This is a genomic window from Sphingomonas sp. NFR04 (assembly GCF_900114095.1).
GTDB lineage: Bacteria > Pseudomonadota > Alphaproteobacteria > Sphingomonadales > Sphingomonadaceae > Sphingomonas.
The window spans coordinates 103,396-125,831 of the sequence record NZ_FORV01000004.1 but is presented as its reverse complement, the minus strand read 5'-3'; the positions used below and the strand labels follow the sequence as shown (position 1 = coordinate 125,831).

The 22,436-nt window shown below is 67.7% G+C and carries 20 protein-coding genes; 15 read left to right on the top strand and 5 right to left on the bottom strand.

Annotated elements, in window-relative coordinates; all coding sequences use genetic code 11:
• Positions 1–49 precede the first annotated feature (49 nt).
• The gene (locus tag BM009_RS13015; protein WP_254772278.1) at positions 50–1,600 is read left to right on the top strand and encodes a S1C family serine protease; all 1,551 of its coding nucleotides are present in this window, start codon (positions 50–52) and stop codon (positions 1,598–1,600) included.
• A gap of 188 nt (positions 1,601–1,788) precedes the next feature.
• Here the strand turns inward: BM009_RS13015 and ada are convergent, their stop codons facing one another.
• The gene (gene ada / locus BM009_RS13010) at positions 1,789–2,832 is read right to left on the bottom strand and encodes a bifunctional DNA-binding transcriptional regulator/O6-methylguanine-DNA methyltransferase Ada (RefSeq protein ID WP_093296821.1); all 1,044 of its coding nucleotides are present in this window, start codon (positions 2,830–2,832) and stop codon (positions 1,789–1,791) included.
• Between the two features lie 138 nt (positions 2,833–2,970).
• Between ada and BM009_RS13005 the strand changes: the two genes are divergently transcribed.
• From BM009_RS13005 to BM009_RS12995, 3 genes are read left to right on the top strand one after another with little or no spacing between them, the layout of a single operon-like run.
• A complete protein-coding gene (locus BM009_RS13005) occupies positions 2,971–4,221 on the top strand; it encodes an MFS transporter (protein WP_093296819.1) in 1,251 nt (416 codons plus the stop codon).
• Positions 4,218–5,852: a glycoside hydrolase family 43 protein gene (locus BM009_RS13000; protein WP_093296817.1), complete on the top strand. Its 1,635-nt coding sequence runs from the start codon at positions 4,218–4,220 to the stop codon at positions 5,850–5,852. The genes BM009_RS13005 and BM009_RS13000 overlap by 4 nt, the downstream gene beginning before the upstream one ends.
• Positions 5,853–5,855: 3 nt before the next feature.
• Positions 5,856–6,173 (top strand): hypothetical protein, encoded by a 318-nt coding sequence (locus tag BM009_RS12995; RefSeq protein ID WP_093296815.1) that lies wholly within the window; start codon positions 5,856–5,858, stop codon positions 6,171–6,173.
• Between the two features lie 827 nt (positions 6,174–7,000).
• Here BM009_RS12995 and BM009_RS12980 read toward each other — a convergent pair.
• A complete protein-coding gene (locus tag BM009_RS12980) occupies positions 7,001–7,378 on the bottom strand; it encodes a PilZ domain-containing protein (RefSeq protein WP_139216615.1) in 378 nt (125 codons plus the stop codon).
• A 294-nt stretch (positions 7,379–7,672) separates the two neighbouring features.
• On the opposite strand from BM009_RS12980, the gene BM009_RS12975 reads away from it, so the two are divergent.
• From BM009_RS12975 to BM009_RS12940, 8 genes are all read left to right on the top strand, one after another.
• Positions 7,673–9,178, top strand: coding sequence for a DEAD/DEAH box helicase (locus BM009_RS12975; protein ID WP_093296807.1), 1,506 nt, complete (start codon positions 7,673–7,675; stop codon positions 9,176–9,178).
• Between the two features lie 298 nt (positions 9,179–9,476).
• Complete coding sequence (locus BM009_RS22995) at positions 9,477–10,187, top strand: PEPxxWA-CTERM sorting domain-containing protein (RefSeq protein WP_093296805.1); 711 nt, start codon at positions 9,477–9,479, stop codon at positions 10,185–10,187.
• Between the two features lie 235 nt (positions 10,188–10,422).
• Positions 10,423–10,977 (top strand): F0F1 ATP synthase subunit delta, encoded by a 555-nt coding sequence (locus tag BM009_RS12965; RefSeq protein WP_093296803.1) that lies wholly within the window; start codon positions 10,423–10,425, stop codon positions 10,975–10,977.
• Between the two features lie 11 nt (positions 10,978–10,988).
• Complete coding sequence (gene atpA / locus BM009_RS12960; RefSeq protein ID WP_093296801.1) at positions 10,989–12,518, top strand: F0F1 ATP synthase subunit alpha; 1,530 nt, start codon at positions 10,989–10,991, stop codon at positions 12,516–12,518.
• Between the two features lie 14 nt (positions 12,519–12,532).
• The gene (locus tag BM009_RS12955) at positions 12,533–13,408 is read left to right on the top strand and encodes a F0F1 ATP synthase subunit gamma (protein WP_093296799.1); all 876 of its coding nucleotides are present in this window, start codon (positions 12,533–12,535) and stop codon (positions 13,406–13,408) included.
• Between the two features lie 27 nt (positions 13,409–13,435).
• The gene (atpD, locus tag BM009_RS12950) at positions 13,436–14,908 is read left to right on the top strand and encodes a F0F1 ATP synthase subunit beta (RefSeq protein WP_093296797.1); all 1,473 of its coding nucleotides are present in this window, start codon (positions 13,436–13,438) and stop codon (positions 14,906–14,908) included.
• Between the two features lie 150 nt (positions 14,909–15,058).
• Positions 15,059–15,310: an ATP synthase F1 subunit epsilon gene (locus BM009_RS12945; protein WP_093296795.1), complete on the top strand. Its 252-nt coding sequence runs from the start codon at positions 15,059–15,061 to the stop codon at positions 15,308–15,310.
• Positions 15,311–15,541: 231 nt separating this feature from the next.
• Positions 15,542–17,095, top strand: coding sequence for a TadA family conjugal transfer-associated ATPase (locus BM009_RS12940; RefSeq protein WP_093296793.1), 1,554 nt, complete (start codon positions 15,542–15,544; stop codon positions 17,093–17,095).
• A 150-nt stretch (positions 17,096–17,245) separates the two neighbouring features.
• On the opposite strand, the gene BM009_RS12935 is transcribed toward BM009_RS12940, so the two are convergent.
• Positions 17,246–17,434: a hypothetical protein gene (locus BM009_RS12935; protein WP_093297316.1), complete on the bottom strand. Its 189-nt coding sequence runs from the start codon at positions 17,432–17,434 to the stop codon at positions 17,246–17,248.
• 51 nt (positions 17,435–17,485) lie between these two features.
• Between BM009_RS12935 and BM009_RS12930 the strand changes: the two genes are divergently transcribed.
• Complete coding sequence (locus BM009_RS12930; RefSeq protein ID WP_093296791.1) at positions 17,486–18,295, top strand: class I SAM-dependent methyltransferase; 810 nt, start codon at positions 17,486–17,488, stop codon at positions 18,293–18,295.
• Between the two features lie 179 nt (positions 18,296–18,474).
• On the opposite strand, the gene phaR is transcribed toward BM009_RS12930, so the two are convergent.
• Positions 18,475–19,062 carry a polyhydroxyalkanoate synthesis repressor PhaR gene (phaR, locus tag BM009_RS12925; protein ID WP_093296789.1) on the bottom strand — a complete coding sequence of 196 codons (588 nt, stop codon included), beginning with the start codon at positions 19,060–19,062 and terminating at the stop codon, positions 18,475–18,477.
• Between the two features lie 70 nt (positions 19,063–19,132).
• Here phaR and BM009_RS12920 point away from each other — a divergent pair, with 70 nt between their 5' ends.
• Positions 19,133–20,143: an alpha/beta fold hydrolase gene (locus BM009_RS12920; protein WP_093296787.1), complete on the top strand. Its 1,011-nt coding sequence runs from the start codon at positions 19,133–19,135 to the stop codon at positions 20,141–20,143.
• Between the two features lie 27 nt (positions 20,144–20,170).
• Positions 20,171–21,346 (top strand): acetyl-CoA C-acetyltransferase, encoded by a 1,176-nt coding sequence (locus BM009_RS12915; RefSeq protein ID WP_093296785.1) that lies wholly within the window; start codon positions 20,171–20,173, stop codon positions 21,344–21,346.
• A 63-nt stretch (positions 21,347–21,409) separates the two neighbouring features.
• On the opposite strand, the gene BM009_RS12910 is transcribed toward BM009_RS12915, so the two are convergent.
• Positions 21,410–22,435 (bottom strand): alanine racemase, encoded by a 1,026-nt coding sequence (locus tag BM009_RS12910; RefSeq protein ID WP_093296783.1) that lies wholly within the window; start codon positions 22,433–22,435, stop codon positions 21,410–21,412.
• Between the last annotated feature and the right edge of the window lies 1 nt (position 22,436).

Here is a 22,436-nt window from a genome sequence, read left to right as displayed (position 1 = left end):
TGGCGCCGCCCCGCTTGAACCGGCGCCGCTTTTCGCCGAAAGCGCGGCCATGGCTAGAACCGGGGTGTTTCCGCGCATGCGGCAGGTGATCATGCTGGTGGCGATGCTGCTCGCCTGGAGTGTGCCGGCGCGTGCCGACGACATCTCGGCGGCGGGGCGCGGGGTGGTGCGGATCGTCACCATCGCGGTTGCCGACGACGAAGTGGTCGGCTTCGGCCATGGCAGCGGCTTCGCGGTGGCACCCAACCGGGTCGTCACCAACGCGCATGTCGTCGAGCTCGCCTCGCGCTATCCCGGCAACGTGGTGATCGGGGTGGTGCCGTCCGAGGGCAGCAAGTCGTTCCAAGGCAAGCTGATCGCGATCGATACCAAGCGCGACCTGGCGCTGATCGAGTTCAGCGGCGCCAAGCTGCCGACGCTGGCGCTGTCCAGCGGCGCGGTGACCGACGGCGAGACGCTGATCGCGCTCGGCTATCCCGGCAATGTCGACGTGGCCACGGCGCGCTCGGCGGCGGACTTCATCACCCCGCAATCGCCGGTGCGCTCGCAGGGCGGCTTTGCCGGCACGCGGACGCTGGAGGGCATTTCGGTGCTGCTCCACACCGCAAACATCGCGCGCGGCAATTCGGGCGGACCGCTGCTCGACGCGTGTGGGCGGGTGCTCGGGGTCAACTCGGCGATCACCAACAGCGAGGAAGGCGATTCGACCTTCGCCTTCGCAATTTCCTATCCCGAACTGACCGCCTTCCTCACCCAGGCCAAACAGCCCTTCGTCTCGATTGCGGCGCCGTGCATCAGCGTCGAGCAGCGCAACGCGCTCGACAAGGCGGCCGAGGAGAAGGATCGGGCGGACGTCGCCAACCGCAACGCGCAGGCCGAATCCGCCGCGGCGCGCGCTCGCGAGGCGGCGATCGACAAGGCGCGCGCGGCCAACGAATCCGCGCGCGAAACCTATATGGCGGGCGCCGCGGTGCTGCTGGTGTTCGGCGCGCTGGCGCTGGGCGCGGCAGGGCTGCTGCTCTCGCGCGACCGGCAGCGGCCGGGCGTGTGGACCGCGGTGGGCGGCGGGGCGATGCTGCTCGGTGCGGTCGCGCTGTTCGTGCTGCGGCCGAGCTTCGACGAGGCGAGCATCGCCGCGCCGGGCGAAGGCAACCAGGCCGCCCAGGCCAAGCTGCCGGCGGACGCGGCGGAAGGCCCGCTGGTCTGCACGCTCCAGCCCGATCGCAGCCGCATCACCGTGTCGCCGGGCGAAGCGGTGAAGCTCAATGTCGGGCCGGACGGCTGTATCGACGGCGGCACCCAATATGCCGAATCCGGCCGTCGCTGGCAGCGCGTGCTGGTCCCCGCCGACGAGCAGACGGTGACGGTGCGCGAGTTCGACCCCGACAGCGGCACGCTCGTCGACACGCGCTATTTCCTGTCGGCGGCCGACATGCAGAAGGTGCGCGACGTCAAGCCGGTGGTGCCGGTGAACCAGTGCACCGCCGACCAGGCCAAGCGCGCCAGCCTCGCCAGCCTCCAGCAGCTGATGCGCGCGACGCTGCCGCCGGCGTATAACGAGAAGCTGGTCTATCACTGCGCACCCGGCGGGGGGCAATGAGGTAATTCCTCCCCGGGCGTAGCTCGGGGAGGGGGACCGCGCCGCGCAGCGGCGGGGTGGAGGGGCCGCCGCGGCACGCGGCGGTATCATGCGCTAGAAGCGAGCCCCGCGCCTGGCGGCGCGGCCCCTCCACCACCGCCTGCGGCGGCGGTCCCCCTCCCCTGCTGCGCAGGGGAGGATCTCCAAAGCTATTTCCGCTCCTTCACCCTTTCGCGGCTGCGCAGCACGCGCTTGCGCTCCAGCCCATAGGCATAGCCGCCCATGCTGCCGTCGCCGCGCTGGGCGCGGTGGCAGGGAATGGCGAGGGCGACCGGGTTCGCCCCGCACGCCGTGCCCGCCGCACGCACCGCACCGGCATTGCCCGCCATCGCCGCGAGTTCGGCGTAGCTCCGCGTCTCGCCGGGCGGGATGGTCCGCAGCGCCTGCCACACCGCCTCCTGGAAGGCGGTGCCCTGCACGTCGAGCGGCAGGTCGCGCTGGCGGTTGGGGTCCTCGACCAGCGCCACCACGTGCGCCGCCAGCGCGGCGAAGTCCGCGTCGCCGGGCACCACCGCGGCGGCGGGAAAGCGGCGGGCGAGCATGTCCGCATCCTCGTCGAAGGCGATCCGGCACAGGCCCTTGTCCGTCGCGGCGATGAGCAGCGGGCCGAGGCTGGTGTCGGCGAGCGTCCAGCGAATCGTCACCCCCGCCCCGCCCGCACGCCACGCGCTCGGCACCATGCCGAGCCGCGCGCCCGCCTCGGCATAGAAGCGGCTCGGGGCCGAATAGCCGGCGGCATAGATCGCCTGGGTCACGCTTTCCTCCTCGTCGAGTGCGGTCGCCGCCCGCCGGGCGCGCAAACCCCGGGCATAGGCGGCGGGGGTCACGCCGGTCGCGCGCTTGAACAGCCGGTTGAAATGGTGCGGCGCATAGCCGACCGCCGCCGCCAGCGCCTCGAGCCCGATCGTCTCCTCGGCCGCGTCGAGCAGCGCCGTGGCGCGCGCAACAGCGGTCGCGTCGCGCGCGGCTTCATCGGGCTTGCAGCGTAGGCACGCGCGGAAGCCCGCCGCCGCCGCATCCGGGCCGGCATCGAAGAAGCGGACATGCTCCGGCCTCGGCCGCCGCGCGGGGCAGCTCGGCTTGCAATAGATGCCGGTGGTGGTCACCGCGACGACAAAGCGGCCGTCCTGCGCCCGATCGCGCGCGGCGAAGGCGGTCCAGCGGGAGTCGTGCAGGGCGGCGGCATCGGTCATGCAAGCGCTATACGCCCATTGGCGTAGTTGCGGCATCCCGCCGCTTGCGCGCAAAGCCGCCCCGGCTCTTGCAGTCGGCGCGCTTTACTGGCAACGTTAACGTTAACACGCGTGTCGGCGCGGAAGTTTGGAGAGTGCATGTCCTTCTGGCACCGCACGGGCGCGCTGCGCTGGTGGATCATCGGCATCGTCATGCTGGGCACGATGCTCAATTACCTGACGCGGAGCACGCTGGCCGTCGCGGCGCCGAGCTTCATGGTCGACCTCCACATCGACGAGCAGCAATATTCCTACATCACCGCGGCCTTCCAGGGCGGCATCATGCTGCAGCCGGTGGTGGGCTATATCCTCGACGTGGTCGGCCTGCGCTCGGGCATGGCGCTGTTCGCCGCGGGCTGGGGCCTGCTGAGCATGGCGCATGGCCTGGCGTTCAGCTGGCAATGGCTGTTCGCGCTGCGCGGAATGCTGGGCTTTGCCGAGGGGACCTCGCATACCGGCGGGCTCAAGGTCGTTTCCGAGTGGTTCCCGGCGCGCGAGCGGGGTTTTGCCGGCGGCATCTACAATCTCGGCGCCTCGGCGGGCGCGGCACTGGCGGCGCCGCTGGTCGCGGGATCGATCGCCTTGTGGAACTGGCGCGCGGCCTTCGTCGTCACCGGCGTGCTGGCATTGCTCTGGGCGCTGCTCTGGCTCGCCAACTATCGCACCCCGCAGACGCATCCGAGCATCTCGGAGCAAGAGCGCGACCTGATCCTCAGCGGCCAGGAAACGCATATCCAGGAACGCGCCGAGCGGCCCTCGCCGCTGCGCCTGCTCGCCCAGCGCAACTTCTGGGGCATCGCGCTGCCGCGCTTCCTCGCCGACCCGACCTGGGGCACGCTCACCTTCTGGATGCCGCTCTATCTGGTGAAGGTGCGCGGCTTCAACCTGGGCGAGATCGCGGTTTCCGCCTTCCTGCCCTTCATCGCCGCTGACCTGGGCTGCATGTTCGGCCCGGCGCTGGCGCTGTTCCTCCAGCGGCGTGGCATCAGCCTGATCAACGCGCGGCGCTGGACCTTCACCTTCGGTGCGCTGCTGATGACCGGGATGGTGTTCGTCGCCAGCGTCGAGAGCGCGTGGCTGGCGGTCGCCCTCCTTTGCCTGGGCGGCTTCGCGCACCAGACCCTTTCGGTCACCGTCATCACCATGGCCAGCGACCTGTTCCCGCGCAACGAGCTCGGCACCGTCGCGGGCCTTGCCGGCACCTTCGCCAACAGCAGCATCCTGATCTTCTCGCTGCTGATCGGCGGGCTGGTCGCCTCGCTCGGCTATGGCCCCTTCTTCATCGCCCTCGGGCTGCTCGACCTCGTCGCCGCCCTTCTTCTCTGGACCCTCGTCAAGGCGCCCCGATGATCCGCAATCCGATCCTTCCCGGCTTCAACCCCGATCCGTCGATCTGCCGCGTCGGCGACGATTACTATATCGCGACCTCGACCTTCGAGTGGTTCCCCGGCGTGCAGATCCACCACAGCCGCGATCTCGCCAACTGGACGCTCATTGCCCGGCCCTTGGTGCGCGCGTTGCAGCTCGACATGCGCGGCGATCCGGACAGCTGCGGGGTGTGGGCGCCGTGCCTGACGCATGACGGCGCGCGCTTCCACCTGCTCTACACCGATGTGAAGCGCTATGGCCGCACGACGATGGGCGGCGCCTCGGGCGCGTCGCTGCGCGACTTCCACAACTACCTCGTCACCTGCGAGACGATCGACGGGGAGTGGTCCGACCCGATCCACCTCAATTCGAGCGGCTTCGACCCCTCGCTGTTCCATGACGAGGACGGCCGAAAATGGGTGGTCAATCAGCTCTGGGACCATCGCCCCGGCCGCAATCGCTTCGCCGGGATCGTGCTGCAGGAATATGATCCCGTGGCGGAGAAGCTGGTGGGGACACGCACCAACATCTTCCCCGGCACCGCGCTGGGGCTGACCGAGGCGCCGCACCTCTATCGCCGCGGCGACTTCTACTATCTGCTCACCGCCGAGGGCGGCACCGGCTGGAACCATGCCGTCACCATGGCGCGGTCGCGGGAGATCACCGGGCCGTACGAGCTGCACCCGGACACCTACATCCTCTCCAGCCGCGCCCGCCCCGATGCGGTGCTGGCCCGCGCCGGCCATGCGGATCTGGTTCACACGGCGGACGGCGAACCCTGGCTCGCCTATCTGTGCGGCCGCCCGCTGCCGAACCGCGGGCGCTGCGTGCTGGGCCGCGAGACCGCGATCCAGCCGATGCGCTGGGCCGAGGATGGCTGGCTCTACACCCGCGACGGCCGCGGCCTGCCCGAGCTGGAAGTGCCGGCGCTCAGCAACACACCCTCGCCCGCGCGGCCGACCGAGGAGCGGCACGACTTCGACTCGGCCACGCTGCCGATCGACCTGCAATGGCTGCGCACCCCAGAGCCCGACCGCATCTTCAGCCTCACCGCGCGGCCCGGCCATCTCCGCCTGTTCGGGCGCGAGACGATCGGCAGCGTCTTCACCCAGGCGCTGGTCGCGCGGCGGCTCCAGGCCTTCTGCACCTCGACCAGCTGCGTGCTCGACTTCGAACCGCAGGACTTCCAGCAGGCGGCGGGGCTGGTCGCCTATTATAACGGCACCAAGTTCCACTACCTCCATGTCAGCCATGACGAGGACGTGGGCCGCCATCTCTGCGTGATGACAGCGCTGCCCGATTCGCCGCAGGGCGACGCCTTCACCACGCCGATCCCGCTGCCGGCGGGACCGATCGAGCTACGCTGCGAAGTGGATTACGAGCGGCTGCGCTTCGGCTGGCGGATGGCGGGGGCGGAGGCCTGGCACTGGCTCCCCGAACTGTTCGACGCCTCGATCCTTTCCGACGAGGCGAGCGCGCCGGGCCTGCCCAACTTCACCGGCGCGTTCATCGGCATGGCCTGCCAGGACATGGGCGGCACGGGGATGGCGGCGGATTTCGATTGGTTTGCGTATCGGGAGCGGGCGTTTGTGGTAGATCCTACTATAAGCTAGATCGTGCGTATCGATATCGACTCCGCCCGCGCTCTTGCCGAGGCGCAGGCTCGCGAGTGCCTACGGAGTCTCGCGGGGAATCGTGACGCGTATCTTCGCGAGGAGCATGCAGAAGCGCCGAATTGCTGGTTCTTCTTTCGAGCCAAGGACATTTCGGTACCACCCGAGCAGTCGCTACCGGCCGACTGCGCGTACGCCGTCAGCAAGTGGGGAGATGTGCGAATGATCGTGGATCTCTCCGACGATGCCGGCGCGCTGTCACAGCACCTTACCGTCATGTCCCATTTCTTCGAAAGGTCTCCGAGCAACGCAGATGTTTAGAACATGGCTCAGACGCACCTCCGGCGCGGCATAGCGCCAGATCCTATAATTTCGATAACCTCCCGCCAGCACCCTCCAATGGAGGCGCGTTCATCGGCATGGCCTGCCAGGACATGGGCGGCACGGCGATGGCGGCGGACTTCGACTGGTTCGCGTATCGCGAGCGGGCGTTCGTGGCGGATCCGACGGCGGGTAAGCTACGAATGAAATGCGTGCGGACGAGTAAGGCGCTACGAAGAACGGCCTTTGACGTGATAGGGGTACTCCCCCTCTATACACGCGTCCCACCCTCTCGCCGTCACTTCCTCGCGTGTGGCATCGCGTCCACCTGCGATGGGAACATGAAGCGGCTCAACAAAATATGGCATCGCATTCGACACCTGGGCACGGCTACACTTGTCCCTATCCACAGGCGACAAATACACGACTTCGCACTCATCGCAGAGAAGCACGATAGTTTTCTGGTCGCCACAAAGGTAGAAACCAAGCCACCCTTGCCTACAAATATCGCAAGCGCCCGAATGAAGCATCATTCCGTCCATTGGCATGTGGTAACCATGTCGAGCGATTACTAACAATAGCTCATTTTATTCCAGCATAAGTCAGCAGCCCACCGCCGACATATATGCAACCTCACATCGGCCCCTTGATGGCCCCGCCTTCAAGATCGAACGGTAGAGTCGCCAATCGGCGGTGAACGCGAACGTCTCGATCAGCCGGGATGGCCAGCAGCGACCGAAGCCTGTCCTCTGCGTCCGATGCCTCCTCGACGGCCACGACATGGAGGAGCGCGCCCTCTGGATGCTCAACCTCCACGACCCAGCCCACTACCCCCCCTCGCGCAACATGCTCGCCCGCCGCAGCCGCGCCTCCAGATCCTCCACCATGCTTTCCCGGCTGCGGAACGCATGCTGCAAATCGCGCTGGCTGAGCGGCATCAGGAATTCGCAGCCGTGGCGCGTCTCCTCGCGCCACACCACCCGTGCCTCGCGCGCGCCGGCGCCGGACATGCCGATCCAGATCAGCGTCCCCTCGGGCAGCGCGACATCGGCCTTGAACAGGAAGCCGGTGCGCGAGAAATTCTCCACCACCGCGTCGAACGGGCGGCCGTCCATGCCGCGCACGGTGGTTTCCCGATTCACCAGGAAGCGCACCGCGCCGCGCGCGTCCATGCTTCCCCACACTTCGAGTCTCGCGACGAGCACCAGCACCTGTTCCCTTGCCCCAGGACACCGGCTCTACGACAAACGGGGTTAACGCCTGACCAACGCGCCACCGCTTCTTGACGCGGCGCAACATCGCTGCCATATGCGACATCACGACGAGGCATTTACATGCAGCGTGATCGGCGGCGCGCCCCTGTTGGGGACCTGCTCCGCTAGGCTCTGCTTCGTCGCTTATCGGCTTCCCAAATCACGCGGGGCGTCACTTGTTGACCCCGCCTTCGCGTGCGCCCTTTGAAGATGCGTGCGCGCCGGCCGCATCTATAAGGTACTGTCATGCAATTCAAAGAACTCGGCCTTTCCGAGACCGTCCTGGCTGCGCTCGCCGCCAAGGGCTATACCGACGCGACGCCGATCCAGGCGCAGTCGATCCCCGCGCTGCTCGAAGGCCGCGACCTGCTCGGCATCGCGCAGACCGGCACCGGCAAGACCGCGGCGTTCATGCTCCCCTCGATCGATCGCCTGATCGCCAGCGGCAAGCGTCCGCAGCCGCGCGGCTGCCGCATGCTCGTTCTCGCGCCGACGCGTGAGCTCGCCGCCCAGATCGCCGACAATGCCAAGCATTATGCCAGCGGCACCGGCCTGCGCATCGCCACCGTGTTCGGCGGCACCTCGGTCCACAAGAACAAGACGGACCTGGCGCGCGGCGTCGACATCCTCGTCGCCACGCCGGGCCGCCTTGTCGACCTGCTCGACCAGCATTTCCTGATCCTGCTGGGCATCGAGATCCTGGTGCTCGACGAAGCCGACCAGATGCTCGACCTGGGCTTCATTCATGCGCTGCGCCGCATCGTGAAGGAGCTGCCGACCAAGCGCCAGTCGCTGTTCTTCTCGGCGACCATGCCGAAGACGATCCGCGAGCTGGCCAGCCAGTTCATCCACAATCCGGTCGAAGTGAAGGTAACCCCGGTCGCCACCACCGCCGAGCGCGTCGAGCAGTTCGTCACCTATGTGACGCAGGCCGAGAAGCAGGCGCTGCTGACGATCCAGCTGCGCAACCCGGAGATCGACCGCGCGCTGATCTTCACCCGCACCAAGCATGGTGCCGACCGCGTCGTGCGACTGCTCGCCGGCAACGGCATCGCCGCCAACGCGATCCACGGCAACAAGAGCCAGCCGCAGCGCGAGCGTGCGCTGGGCGAGTTCCGCTCGGGCAAGGTCAAGCTGATGGTGGCGACCGACATCGCCGCGCGCGGCATCGACGTGTCGGGGGTGAGCCATGTGTTCAACTTCGAGCTGCCGAACGTGCCGGAGCAATATGTCCACCGCATCGGCCGCACCGCGCGCGCCGGCGCCGACGGCATCGCGATCAGCTACTGCGCCGATGACGAGCGTCCGTACCTGAAGGACATCGAGCGCCTGACCCGCCAGAAGCTCACCGTGCAGCCGCTGCCGGAGAACTTCACCGCCGAGTCGGACAAGATCAAGTCGACCCGCTCGCCGATGCCGGCGAGCCGCGACGAGCAGAACGGCCGCAACGGCCGCGCGATGCAGCATGCCTCGGGGCGTCGTGGCGACGGACAGCCGGGCGGCCGCGGTCGCGGCGGTCCGCGCAGCGATGCACCGCGTAGCGGCGAACCGCGCCGGGCCGAAGGCGGTCCGCGCAGCGACCAGCCGCGTCGTGCCGAAGGTGCCGGCCATGCCGGTGCTGGCGCCGGTGCGGGTCGCGGCCCGGGTGCGCCGAAGCGCAAGTTCAACGCGCGCCCGGCCGGCAGCGGCCAGGGTCGTCCCGGCGGCGGCAATCGCGGCCAGGGCGGCGGCGGTCAGGGCCGCGCGCGCTGAGCTGAGAACAACGGGCGCCGTGGCTTGCTGCTGCAGGTGACGGCGCCCACCTTTACGATCGTCATCCCCGCGAAGGCGGGGATCCATTGATGGGACCGGCGCGGCGCTAGCTGAATCGTCCTGGCAAATGGATCCCCGCCTCCGCGGGGATGACGGCTTTTGGGGCACAGGATATTGCGTTCGTCCCAACCCGGCACGGCTGTGCCAAAGCCGGTCATTCACCAAATTCAATAAGCTAGCCCCCGCCCCCGCGCGCCCGCTAGCGCTCGTCCCCACAACAGGTGGGAACATAAAGACGATGCGCAATGCCCTGATCGCCGCAGCACTGCTGCTCGGCACCGCGATGCCGGTGGCCGCCCATGCCACGGTGACGATCACCGGCTATGACGACGATCCCGGCTATCTCGCCGCGGATCAGATGGTCTACACCCCCACCGGCTTCGTCGGCAATTGGCCGGGCATGAGCCGCTTCCGCTTCACCGGCACCGAGAACGGCAAGGCGGTCGAGTTCCTCACCTATTGCGCCGACGCCTTCACCGCGATCGGCACCGGCAGCTTCGAGCGCACCGGCATCTCCGCCGTGCTCGGCGACGTCACCCGCCAGCAGCAGCTGCTGACGCTGCTCACCCATTCGGAAGTCCTGCTCGGCGGCGAGACCGACCTGCTCGCCCGCAAGACCATCTCCGCCGCCACCCAGCTCGCAGTGTGGGAGATCCTGGAAGAGAATAGCGGCAGCTACGACACCACCGGCGGCCAGTTCTACACGGTCGGCGGCAACAGCAGCGACGCCCGCGCGCTGGCCAACAGCTATCTCACCCAGATCACCACCGGCGGCTGGACCGCGATCGCCGGGCACAAGCTGCAGCTGCTCTTCTCCAAGGACCAGCAGAGCCAGGTGTTCCTGAGCGCCGTGCCCGAGCCCGCCAGCTGGGCGACGATGATCGGCGGCTTCGCGCTGGTCGGCGGCATGTTCCGGCGCAAGCGCGCGGCAGCCCTGCGAGTCGCCTGACGCCTGCTAATCCCATGATTTCAGGGCAGGCGAGCGCATCGCCTGCCCTTTTTCTTGCACGCTTCCAGACACGCCCGAACCCAAACATGAAACGAGCGTGTGACGTTTCGGCGACTCGGGTTGCATCCCTTCCACCGCGATGCTAGCAGCCCGGCAACCCATCGGGGGCGCAGTTTGCGTCGCCCCCCTTTTGTGCATGGGGTCACTTCCGACCCTCCGAGAGGAAACGAATCGCGTGGAGAATTCCGGCGGTATTCAGGCCAGCCTAAGCGGACGCTACGCAACCGCGCTGTTCGAGCTGGCACGTGACGCCAAGGCCATCGAGGCCGTCGAAGCCAGCCTTGCGACCGTGCGGGCGGCGCTCGACGAATCGCCCGAGTTCAAGGCGCTGACCACCAGCCCGCTGATCGGCCGCAAGGACGCCGGCAAGGCCGTCGCTGCGGCGGCCGGCGTGATGGCGCTGGATGCGACGACGACCAGGTTCCTCGGCGTGCTCGCCGAGAACCGTCGCCTCGCGCAGCTGCCGGCGATCATCCGCACCTTCCGCATGCTGGCCACCAGCCATCGCGGCGAGACGACGGCGGAAGTGACCTCGGCACACCCGCTTAATGCCGAACAGGTCGACGCGCTCAAGCAGCAGCTCCGCACCCGTATCGGCCGCGAGGTCTCGGTCGACCTGTCGGTAGACCCCTCGCTGCTCGGCGGCCTGGTCGTGAAGATCGGCAGCCAGATGATCGATTCGTCGATCAAGACCCGACTGAACTCCCTCGCGCACGCGATGAAAGGCTGAAGGCTAAGAAGATGGATATCCGCGCCGCAGAAATCTCGAAGGTCATCAAGGACCAGATCGCCAATTTCGGCACCGAAGCGCAGGTTTCGGAAATCGGCCAGGTGCTGTCCGTCGGCGACGGCATCGCGCGCATCCACGGGCTGGACAATGTCCAGGCCGGCGAGATGGTCGAATTCGCCAATGGCGTGCAGGGCATGGCGCTCAACCTCGAGGCCGACAATGTCGGCGTCGTGATCTTCGGCTCGGACGCCGAGATCAAGGAAGGCGACACCGTCAAGCGCACCGGCACGATCGTGGACGTCCCCGTCGGCCGTGGCCTGCTCGGCCGCGTCGTCGACGGCCTGGGCAACCCGATCGATGGCAAGGGCCCGATCGAATATACCGAGCGTCGCCGCGTCGAAGTGAAGGCGCCGGGCATCATCCCGCGCAAGTCGGTGCACGAGCCCGTGCAGACCGGCCTGAAGGCGATCGACGCGCTGGTGCCGATCGGCCGTGGCCAGCGCGAGCTGATCATCGGCGACCGCCAGACCGGCAAGACCGCCGTCGCGATCGACACCTTCATCAACCAGAAGGGCCCGAACGCCTCGGACGACGAGACGAAGAAGCTGTTCTGCATCTACGTTGCCGTCGGCCAGAAGCGCTCGACCGTCGCGCAGATCGTCCGCCAGCTCGAAGAGAATGGCGCGATGGAATATTCGATCGTCGTCGCCGCGACCGCGTCGGAGCCGGCGCCGCTGCAGTTCCTCGCGCCGTACACCGGCTGCGCGATGGGCGAGTTCTTCCGCGACAACGGCATGCACGCCGTGATCGTGTATGACGATCTTTCCAAGCAGGCCGTCGCCTATCGCCAGATGTCGCTGCTGCTCCGCCGTCCGCCGGGCCGCGAAGCCTATCCGGGCGACGTGTTCTATCTCCACAGCCGCCTGCTCGAGCGCGCCGCGAAGATGAACGACGCCAATGGCAACGGCTCGCTGACCGCGCTGCCGATCATCGAAACCCAGGCGGGCGACGTGTCGGCCTATATTCCGACCAACGTGATCTCGATCACCGACGGCCAGATCTTCCTCGAGACGAACCTGTTCTACCAGGGCATCCGTCCGGCCATCAACGTCGGCCTGTCGGTGTCGCGCGTGGGTTCGTCGGCGCAGACCAAGGCGATGAAGAAGGTGTCGGGCTCGATCAAGCTCGAGCTCGCCCAGTATCGCGAAATGGCCGCGTTCGCGCAGTTCGGTTCGGACCTCGATGCCTCGACCCAGAAGCTGCTCAACCGCGGCGCGCGCCTGACCGAGCTGCTCAAGCAGCCGCAGTTCAGCCCGCTGCCGTTCGAAGAACAGACCATCTCGATCTTCGCCGGCACCAGCGGCTATCTCGACCAGGTCGCGGTAAACGATGTGGTGCGCTTCGAAGCCGCGATGCTCGCGCACTTCCGTTCGCAGCATGCCGACGTGCTGGCGGAAATCCGCGACACCAAGGCGTTCGAGAACGGCACGCGAGACAAGGTGAAGGCCGTGCTCGACGCCTTCACCAAGACCTTCGCCTAAGGGACCGCCGCCGGATGGCCAGCCTCAAGGAACTCAAGGGCCGGATCGCCTCGGTCAAGTCGACCCAGAAGATCACCAAGGCCAAGCAGATGGTCGCGGCGGCGAAGCTGCGGAAGGCGCAAGCCGCCGCAGAAGCCGCGCGTCCCTATGCGCAGCGCCTGGAAGGCGTGGTCGCCAGCCTGGCGAGCAAGGTCGGGGCCAGCGACAACGCCCCCCGCCTCCTCGCCAGCACCGGCAAGGCGGACACGCAGCTCCTCATCGTCGCCAATGGCGACAAGGGCCTGTCGGGTGCGTTCAACGCCAACATCGTCAAGGCGGCGATCCTCAAGGGCCGCACGCTGATCGCCGAGGGCAAGACGGTGAAGTTCTACCTCGTGGGTCGCAAGGGCCGCGCGGTGATCGCCCGCACCTTCCCCGGCATGATCGTCGGCCAGTACGACACCACTGCGGTGCGTACCCCCGGCTATGACGAGGCCCGCGCCATCGCCAAGGACGTGACCGACCGCTTCTTCGCGGGCGAGTTCGACGTCGCGACCCTGTTCTACTCGCACTTCCGCTCGGCGCTGGCGCAGGAGCCGACCGAGCAGCAGCTGATCCCGGTCTCGGTTCCCGAGACCGCGGTCGCCAGCTCGGGTGCGGCGGTGGAATATGAGCCGGACGAAGAGACGATCCTTGCCGATCTGCTGCCGCGCAACCTGACGGTGCAGATCTTCAAGGCGCTGCTGGAGAACCAGGCCAGCGAGCAGGGCGCGTCGATGACCGCGATGGACAATGCCACGCGCAACGCCGGCGACCTGATCAGCAAGCTGACGATCCAGTATAACCGTTCCCGCCAGGCCGCGATCACGACCGAGCTGGTGGAAATCATTTCGGGCGCCGAAGCCCTCTAAAAGCTGCACGAAGCAAGGAAAGCAACGATGGCAACCGCCGCTGTAGACACCCGCCCGGCCACGGGCACCAACAATGTCGGCCGCATCAGCCAGGTGATCGGCGCGGTCGTCGACGTGACGTTCGACAACAACCTGCCCGCGATCCTTTCGGCGCTGGAGACCCAGAACAATGGCCAGCGCCTGGTTCTGGAAGTCGCGCAGCACCTGGGCGAGAACACCGTCCGCACCATCGCGATGGACTCGACCGAGGGCCTGACCCGTGGTCAGACCGTGACCGACACCGGCAGCCAGATCCAGGTTCCGGTGGGCCCGGCGACGCTCGGCCGCATCCTCAACGTCGTCGGCGAGCCGATCGACGAGCGTGGCCCGGTCGGCACCGACCTAAAGGCGCCGATCCACGCCAAGGCCCCCGAGTTCATCGACCAGTCGACCGACAGCGCGATTCTCGTCACCGGCATCAAGGTGATCGACCTGCTCGCCCCCTACGCCAAGGGCGGCAAGATCGGCCTGTTCGGCGGCGCCGGCGTGGGCAAGACCGTGCTCATCCAGGAGCTGATCAACAACATCGCGAAGGGCCATGGCGGCACCTCGGTGTTCGCAGGCGTGGGCGAGCGTACCCGTGAGGGCAACGATCTCTATCACGAGTTCCTCGACGCCGGCGTTATCGCCAAGGACGCCGACGGCAACGCCATCTCGGAAGGTTCGAAGGTCGCCCTGGTCTATGGCCAGATGAACGAGCCGCCGGGCGCCCGTGCCCGCGTCGCGCTGTCGGGCCTGACGATCGCCGAATATTTCCGCGACGTCGAAGGCCAGGACGTGCTGTTCTTCGTCGACAACATCTTCCGCTTCACCCAGGCGGGCGCGGAAGTGTCGGCACTGCTCGGCCGTATTCCGTCGGCGGTGGGCTATCAGCCGACCCTGTCGACCGACATGGGCGCGCTGCAGGAGCGCATCACCTCCACCAACAAGGGTTCGATCACCTCGGTGCAGGCCGTGTACGTGCCCGCCGACGATCTTACCGACCCGGCGCCGGCTACCTCGTTCGCCCACTTGGACGCGACGACCGTGCTGAACCGCGCCATCTCCGAGCTGGGCATCTACCCGGCGGTGGATCCGCTCGACTCGACCAGCCGCGTGCTCGAGCCGCGCGTCGTCGGCCAGGAGCATTACGAGACGGCGCGTGCGGTGCAGGCCATCCTGCAGAAGTACAAGTCGCTGCAGGACATCATCGCGATCCTGGGCATGGACGAGCTTTCCGAAGAGGATAAGCTGACCGTCGCCCGCGCCCGCAAGATCCAGCGCTTCCTCAGCCAGCCGTTCCACGTCGCCGAAGTGTTCACCGGCATTCCGGGCGCCTTCGTGCAGCTGGAAGACACGGTGCGCTCGTTCAAGGCGGTGGTCGACGGCGAGTATGACCATCTGCCGGAAGCGGCCTTCTACATGGTCGGCGGCATCGAGGATGCGATCGCCAAGGCCAAGAAGCTCGCCGACGAGGCGTGATCAAAGACTAGCCCCTCCCCTTCAGGGGAGGGGTTGGGGTGGGGCGCGAGCAAAGCGAGCGTCCTATAGCCCCTACGAATACCGAAGCAGGGGGCGGTGTCCCCCACCCCAACCCCTCCCCTAAAGGGGAGGGGCTTAGGAAGAACCGAGATGCTGCACTTCGAACTCGTCACTCCGGAACGTCTCGTCCGCTCGGAAGAGGTCCATATGGTCGTCGTCCCCGGCAGCGAGGGCGATTTCGGCGTGCTCGAAGGCCATGCGCCGATCATGTCGACGATCCGCGACGGCACTATCGAGCTGTACAAGGCCGGCGCCACCACGCCCGAGCTGATCCGCGTCGAAGGCGGTTTCGCCGAGGTCAACGAGCGCGGCCTGACCGTGCTGGCCGAGCGCGCCGAGTAACTCGGCGGCTGGGCGCCCCAGCCATCTAATGCATCCCATCGTCATCCCCGCGAAGGCGGGGATCCATTCGCGCCAAAGCGTCGGCTCCAGCCATGAGCGCACAGGCCAATGGATCCCCGCCTTCGCGGGGATGACGGCATTTAAGAGCATCCCGCTCCTCACCCCGCATAGTTAGCCAAATCGCAAGCCTTCCCCTTTAATCCTCGGGCTTTCCTGGAGGACTGAAGTTCGATGAGCGCGTTCGGGCGTCGTGGCGGCATGGGGAGCGGAACCGGAGGGCGTCCAGCCTTCGGCGTGGCGCGCCCGATGCAGGGCGGCGGCTTCCAGCGGGCCGAGCCGCTGCCGCTGGGCGGCGAGCAATTCCCGCCGCTCGATTCGGTGCCGCTGCCCGGCCAGCATTTCGCCGACCCGATGCTGGAGCGCGACCCGCTCGGCCCCAGTGCCGCCAGCGCCGATGCGATGCAGCGCCTCGCCGATCGCCAGGCCGCGCCAGCCGACCAGGGCAGCTCGCGCAACGAGGGCTTCGAGGCCTCGATCCACCGCATCAAGGAACAGGTGCTGCCGCGCCTGCTGGAGCGCGTCGATCCCGAAGCCGCGGCGACGCTGAGCAAGGATGAGCTCGCCGAGGAATTCCGCCCGATCATCGGCGAGGTGCTCGCCGAGCTGAAGCTCACCCTCAACCGGCGCGAGCAGTTCGCGCTGGAAAAGGTGCTGGTCGATGAACTGCTCGGCCTTGGTCCGCTCGAGGAGCTGCTGGCGGATGCCGCGATCAGCGACATCATGGTCAATGGCCCCGAGCAGACCTATGTCGAGCGCAAGGGCCGGCTCGAGCTGGCCAACATCCAGTTTCGCGACGAGGAACATCTGTTCCAGATCGCGCAGCGGATCTGCAATTCGGTCGGCCGCCGCGTCGACCAGACCACGCCGCTGGCCGATGCGCGCCTCAAGGACGGCAGCCGCGTCAACGTGATCGTGCCGCCGCTCTCGCTCCGCGGCACCGCCATCTCGATCCGTAAGTTTTCCGCCAAGCCGATCACGCTCGACATGATGGCCAAGGGCGGATCGATGTCCGAGAAGATGGCGACCGCGCTCAAGATCGCGGGCGCGAGCCGGTTCAACATCGTCATCTCGGGCGGCACCGGCTCGGGCAAGACGACGATGCTCAACGCGATCTCGAAGATGATCGACCCGGGCGAGCGCGTGCTGACGATCGAGGATGCCGCCGAACTCCGCCTCCAGCAGCCGCACTGGCTGCCGCTGGAGACGCGGCCGGCCAATCTGGAAGGCCAGGGCGAGATCTCGATCCGCGACCTGGTCAAAAACGCGCTGCGCATGCGGCCCGATCGCATCATCCTCGGCGAAATTCGCGGCGCCGAGTGTTTCGACATGCTCGCCGCGATGAACACCGGTCACGACGGATCGATGTGCACCCTCCACTCGAATAGCCCCCGCGAGGCGCTGGCGCGGATGGAGAACATGGTGATGATGTCGGACATCAAGGTGCCCAAGGAAGCGATCAGCCGCCAGATCGCCGATTCGGTGGACCTGATCATCCAGGTGAAGCGCCTGCGCGACGGCAGCCGCCGGGTGACCAACATTACCGAGGTGATCGGCATGGAAGGCCCGGTGATCGTCACCCAGGAGCTGTTCAAGTTTGAATATCTCGACGAGGGCACCGACGGGAAGATCATCGGCGAATATCGCTCGATGGGCCTGCGCCCCTACACGCTCGACAAGGCCAAGCAGTTCGGTTTCGACCAGGCGCTGCTGGAGGCGTGTTTGTAGCCAAATCCTCCCCTGTAAGGGGAGGTGGCAGCCTGAAGGGCTGACGGAGGGGTGTCCCCGCTGCAATGGCGGTCCACACCTCCCAGCGTCGACACCCCTCCGTCGCGCTACGCGCGCCACCTCCCCTTACAGGGGAGGATCGTCACAGCCTCACCCCGCGTGCAGCGCGACGCTGACCAGCACCAGCGCGGCGAACAGACCGGCCATCTGGATTGCCATCCACGGCACCCAGCCCACCTGCTCCAGGTTCCGCCGCTTGCGCCGGCGATGCTCGGCCACCCCGGCCACGATCGCGACCAGCAGCGCAACCCCGGCGCCGATCCAGAATTCTAGTTGCATCGTCATCCCGTTGCGTCACAGTCGCGCACCGATAGCAGGGAGCCATCGCTTATGCGCCATCGTCTTGTCGCCGCCGCCGCCGTTACCACCCTCGCCGCCGTCGCCAGCGTTGCTGCGCAGCAACCCGCCTCGCTGCGCCAGGCGATCGACGCCGCGGTGGCAGCCCCCAGCCGCACGCCCGCCAATACCGCGCGCGACAAATATCGCCACCCCGCCGACACGCTCGCCTTTTTCGGCGTGAAGCCCGGCGACACGGTGGTCGAGATCTGGCCGAGCGGTGGCTGGTACACCGAGATCCTCGCCCCGCTCACCAAGGGCAAGGGCACGCTCTATGCGGCGGTGCCGAGCGGCAACGCCAAGGGCATCGAGGCGCTGAAGGCCAAGGACGCCGCGCTCTACGGCCCCATCCGCGTCGTCACCTTCCCCGCCGCCGCGGGCTTGGCCAAGGTGCCGAACGGTACGGCCGACGTGGTGCTGACCTTCCGCAACGTCCATAACTGGCGGATGGGCGGCCAGGACGGCAAGGACTATTCGCCCGAGGCGTTCAAGCAGATGTACGCGATGCTCAAAAAGGGCGGTACGCTCGGCATCGAGGACCATCGCCTACCCGAAAGCGCCAGCGACGAGCGCGAGACCAAGAGCGGCTATCTGAAGGTCTCCACCGTCCGCCGGCTGGCCGAGGCGGCAGGCTTCAAGTTCGTCGGCGCGTCGGAGGTGAATGCCAATAAGGCCGACACCGCCGACTGGCCGAACGGCGTGTGGACGCTGCCGCCCACCTATGCGCTCAAGGACCAGGACCGCGCCAAATACGCCGCAATCGGCGAGAGCGACCGCATGACGCTCAAGTTCCGCAAGCCGTAAGAACAGGCATTCGGGAGGCGTATCCTCCCCCGCCAGGGGGAGGTGGCCCGCGCCAGCGGGTCGGAGGGGGAGGATGCCAGAACCTTGCGAGCGGCAGGGCGTCCTCCCCCTCCGTCGCCTTCGGCGCCACCTCCCCGGCGGGGGAGGATATGGGTTCACCCCAATTCAACGGGGAAGCGTTACTTCCCCAGCTTCTCGATCTTTTCCTGCAGCCGGGCCAGCTCGGCCTTGAGCGACGACACGTCGCCGTCGCCAGCGCCGCTCGCCTCGGGCGTCGCGGGCGCTGCCGTAGGCGCAGCACCCGGCGTCGGGTTCGCCGCACCGCCTGGCTGGAAGGCGCTGGCCGCCGCTTCGAACATCGCCATGTTGCGCTTGGCGATCTCGGCGAAGGGCGAGTTGGCGAAGGCGCCCTCGACCGCCGACTTGAACTGTTCCTGGTTGCGGCGGAAGCTGTCCATCGACGCTTCGAGATAGCCCGGCACCATCGCCTGCATCGAGTCGCCATAGAGCGCGATCAACTGGCGGAGGAAATTCACCGGCAGCATCGTCTGGCCGCGGGCTTCCTCCTCCATGATGATCTGGGTGAGGACGTTATGGGTGATGTCCTCCTCGGTCTTGGCGTCGACGACCTTGAAGTCGCGCCCTTCGCGCGTCATCGCTGCGAGATGCTCGAGCGTGATGTAGGACGAGGTTTCGGTGTTGTAGAGTCGGCGGTTCGCGTACTTCTTGATAATGACCGGACCGCTTCCAGGTGCAGCTTTCTTCATGGGAACCCCGCGCGTGACAGATGCGCACCTAACTACAGTTTCTGACGCGCCGCAACACGGACCGCGCCCTTTGCCGCTTTTTCTCGCATTGCTGCGCAACGAAACGGCAGCATCGCCCGAAAGACGCGCAGCGGCACTGGCGGGCCTGGCCGCGTATCAGCGTGCACCCCGCCCTGCCCCACGTACCGAAAAGCCGATCGTCGCGCGCGCTGGCCGCGCCGTGCTGCGCGATTATGGCGGGCATGGCCGACCGGTGGTGTTCGTGCCGTCGCTGATCAACCCGCCGGTGGTGCTCGACCTTGCCCGCGGCAATTCTTTGCTGCGCTGGCTGGCGCGACAGGGCGTGCGGCCGCTGCTGGTCGATTGGGGCCCCCCCTCGCCCGAGGACGCACAGCTCGACGTCAACGGCCATGTCGAGCAATTGCTGCTGCCGTTGCTGCGCCAGTTGCGGCAGCCGCCGGTGCTCGCCGGCTATTGCCTGGGGGGCACCATGGCGATCGCAGCGGCGCAGGCCATCGAGGCCGCCGGCCTCGTCACCATCGCTGCGCCCTGGCACTTCGCCGGCTATGGCGCCGCGCTGGAGCGGTTCGCGGCGCTGTGGGACGGGGCCTACCCCACCTGCGAGCGGCTGGGCGTGGTGCCGATGGAGGTGCTCCAGGCCGGCTTCTGGCAGCTCGATCCCCGCCGCACGATCGTGAAGTATGAACGCTTCGGCCGCCTCCATCCCAGGGCCGCGGAGGCGCGCGCCTTCGTCGTGCTGGAGGACTGGGCCAATGCGGGCGCCCCGCTCAGCTTCGGCGCCGGGCGGCAGCTGTTCGACGACTTCCTCTCGGCCGACCTGCCCGGGACCGGCCGCTGGCACGTGGCGGGCATTACCGCGCGCGCCGAAGCGCTGACGATTCCCGCGCTGTCGCTGATCTCCACCACCGATCGCATCGTCCCCGCCGCCAGCGCCGCGCGGCTGGGCGAGGTGCGCGAGATGACGCTGGGTCATGTGGGCATGATCGTCGGCGGCCGCGCGCGAAAGGCGGTGTGGGAGCCGCTTGCCGACTGGTTAACTGCACTTCCGCGCACTAGATAGCGACCAAACACACTCCAGGAGACCAGCATGACCGACGTCGTGATCACTGCCGCCAAGCGTACCCCGGTGGGCAGCTTTCTCGGTGCCTTCGCCGCCACCCCCGCGCACGAGCTTGGTCGCGTGGCGATCGAGGCAGCGCTCGCCGAAGCCGGCGTGAAGGGCGAGGAGGTCTCCGAAGTCATTCTCGGCCAGGTGCTCACCGCCGCGCAGGGCCAGAATCCGGCCCGACAGGCATCGATGAACGCGGGCGTGCCCAAGGAAGTGCCGGCGTGGGGCGTGCAGCAGGTCTGCGGCTCGGGGCTGCGCGCGGTGGCGCTCGGCTTCCAGTCGATCCGCAACGGCGATGCCTCGATCATCGTCGCGGGCGGCCAGGAATCGATGTCGATGAGCACCCATGCCCAGTCGCTGCGCCCGGGTACCAAGATGGGCGACCTGAGCCTGGTCGACACGATGATCAAGGACGGCCTGACCGACGTGTTCAACGGCTATCACATGGGCATCACCGCCGAGAATCTCGCCGAGCAATATCAGGTCACCCGCGGCGAGCAGGACGAGTTCGCCGTCCGCTCGCAGAACCTTGCCGAGAAGGCGCGCGCCGACGGTCGCTTCAAGGACGAGATCGCGCCGGTGACGGTGAAGACTCGCAAGGGCGAGACGATCGTCGCCGATGACGAATATATCCGCGCCGGCGCGACGGTGGACAGCGTCGCCGGCCTGCGCCCCGCCTTCAAGAAGGACGGCACCGTCACCGCCGCCAACGCCTCGGGCCTTAACGACGGCGCCGCGGCGCTGGTGCTGATGAGCCGCGAGGAAGCCGAGAAGCGCGGCGCGCCGATCCTCGCCACGATCAAGAGCTGGGCGAGCACCGGCGTCGATCCGTCGATCATGGGCATCGGCCCGGTCACCGCGAGCCGCAAGGCGCTGGAAAAGGCCGGCTGGACGATCGGCGACCTCGACCTGATCGAGGCGAACGAAGCCTTTGCCGCACAGGCGCTGTCGGTCGGCAAGGAACTGGGCTGGGATGCCGACAAGGTGAACGTCAACGGCGGCGCGATCGCGATCGGCCACCCGATCGGCGCGTCGGGCGCGCGCATCCTCACCACCCTGCTCCACGAGATGAACAAGCGCGACGCCAAGAAGGGTCTCGCGACGCTGTGCATCGGCGGCGGCATGGGCATCGCGATGTGCGTCGAGCGCGACTGAGATCGCACGTCGTTTCTGCAAAGGAGGGCCGGGGAGCGATTCCCGGCCCTTTTTCTCTGGCCGCTAGGCCCAGATGCGATCGAAGCGCGCGCCGAGCCCGGTGAGCAGTTCGTACTGCGACAATCCGCTCAGCGTCGCGGTCTCGGGCAGGGCATAGTCCATCGCGACCCATTCGCCCTCGGCCAGCTCGGGCGCGGCGTCGACGCAGAGCGCGGTGAGGTCCATCGAGACGCGGCCCACCACCGGCAGCACCGCCTCCCCTGCATGCGCGCGGCCCTTGTTCGAGAAGCAGCGCAGATAGCCGTCGGCATAGCCGAGGTTGAGGATCGCCACCTCCATGTCCAGCGGCGCGGTATAGGTGGCGTTGTAGCCGATCGTCTCGCCTGCGCGGACCCGCCGGCGCTGAAGGATCTGCGCCTCGGGCGTGACGACCTGCCGGATTCCGTCATGGCCCCCGCGCTGGCGGCCGCCGTAGAGCGCGATGCCGGGGCGGGTCAGGTCGAAATGATAATCGGGGCCCAGCGCGATCCCGGAGCTGTTCGCGAGGCTCATCCGGCGTGCCGACGTCCGCCCGGCGAGCGCGGCGAAGGTGTCGCGCTGGCGGGCGTTGAGCGGCACGTCCTCGTCGGCGGAGACGAGGTGGCTCATCAGCGTGTCGATCGCCAGCCCGTCGAGCAGCCCGTCCGCTACCTGCTGCGGCGACACGCCCAGCCGGTTCATGCCGGTATCGACCATGACGTCGCACGCGCCCCCGCCGGCGTCGCGCCAGCGCTGCACCTGCCCGGCGCTCGCGAGCACCGGCCGCGCATTGGCCGGGCGATCGGCCAGGTCCTCGGCGCGGACGCCGTGCAGCACCGAGATCGGCATGCCCATATCGGCGATCTCGCACGCCTCGGCCCAGGTGGCGACGAAGAAATCACGGCAGCCCGCCGCCGCCAGCCGCTCCACCACGCCGCGCGCACCCAAGCCATAGCCGTTCGCCTTCACCGCCGCGCCGCACGCGGCTGCACCGCTGAGGCGCGAAAGCAGCGTCCAGTTGGCAGTGAGGGCGGCGGCGTCGAGGCGGAGGCGCAGGGGGGAGTCGGTCATC

Coding starts and splice junctions, on each gene's coding strand:
- ada (WP_093296821.1), bottom strand. CDS start 2,832: ATGACCGATGCCGCCGCCCTGCACGACTCCCGCTGGACCGCCTTCGCC.
- BM009_RS12955 (WP_093296799.1), top strand. CDS start 12,533: ATGGCCAGCCTCAAGGAACTCAAGGGCCGGATCGCCTCGGTCAAGTCG.
- BM009_RS12930 (WP_093296791.1), top strand. CDS start 17,486: ATGCGCCATCGTCTTGTCGCCGCCGCCGCCGTTACCACCCTCGCCGCC.
- BM009_RS12940 (WP_093296793.1), top strand. CDS start 15,542: ATGAGCGCGTTCGGGCGTCGTGGCGGCATGGGGAGCGGAACCGGAGGG.
- BM009_RS13015 (WP_254772278.1), top strand. CDS start 50: ATGGCTAGAACCGGGGTGTTTCCGCGCATGCGGCAGGTGATCATGCTG.
- BM009_RS12975 (WP_093296807.1), top strand. CDS start 7,673: ATGCAATTCAAAGAACTCGGCCTTTCCGAGACCGTCCTGGCTGCGCTC.
- phaR (WP_093296789.1), bottom strand. CDS start 19,062: ATGAAGAAAGCTGCACCTGGAAGCGGTCCGGTCATTATCAAGAAGTAC.
- BM009_RS13005 (WP_093296819.1), top strand. CDS start 2,971: ATGTCCTTCTGGCACCGCACGGGCGCGCTGCGCTGGTGGATCATCGGC.
- BM009_RS13000 (WP_093296817.1), top strand. CDS start 4,218: ATGATCCGCAATCCGATCCTTCCCGGCTTCAACCCCGATCCGTCGATC.
- BM009_RS12910 (WP_093296783.1), bottom strand. CDS start 22,435: ATGACCGACTCCCCCCTGCGCCTCCGCCTCGACGCCGCCGCCCTCACT.
- BM009_RS22995 (WP_093296805.1), top strand. CDS start 9,477: ATGCGCAATGCCCTGATCGCCGCAGCACTGCTGCTCGGCACCGCGATG.
- atpD (WP_093296797.1), top strand. CDS start 13,436: ATGGCAACCGCCGCTGTAGACACCCGCCCGGCCACGGGCACCAACAAT.
- BM009_RS12915 (WP_093296785.1), top strand. CDS start 20,171: ATGACCGACGTCGTGATCACTGCCGCCAAGCGTACCCCGGTGGGCAGC.
- BM009_RS12945 (WP_093296795.1), top strand. CDS start 15,059: ATGCTGCACTTCGAACTCGTCACTCCGGAACGTCTCGTCCGCTCGGAA.
- atpA (WP_093296801.1), top strand. CDS start 10,989: ATGGATATCCGCGCCGCAGAAATCTCGAAGGTCATCAAGGACCAGATC.
- BM009_RS12935 (WP_093297316.1), bottom strand. CDS start 17,434: ATGCAACTAGAATTCTGGATCGGCGCCGGGGTTGCGCTGCTGGTCGCG.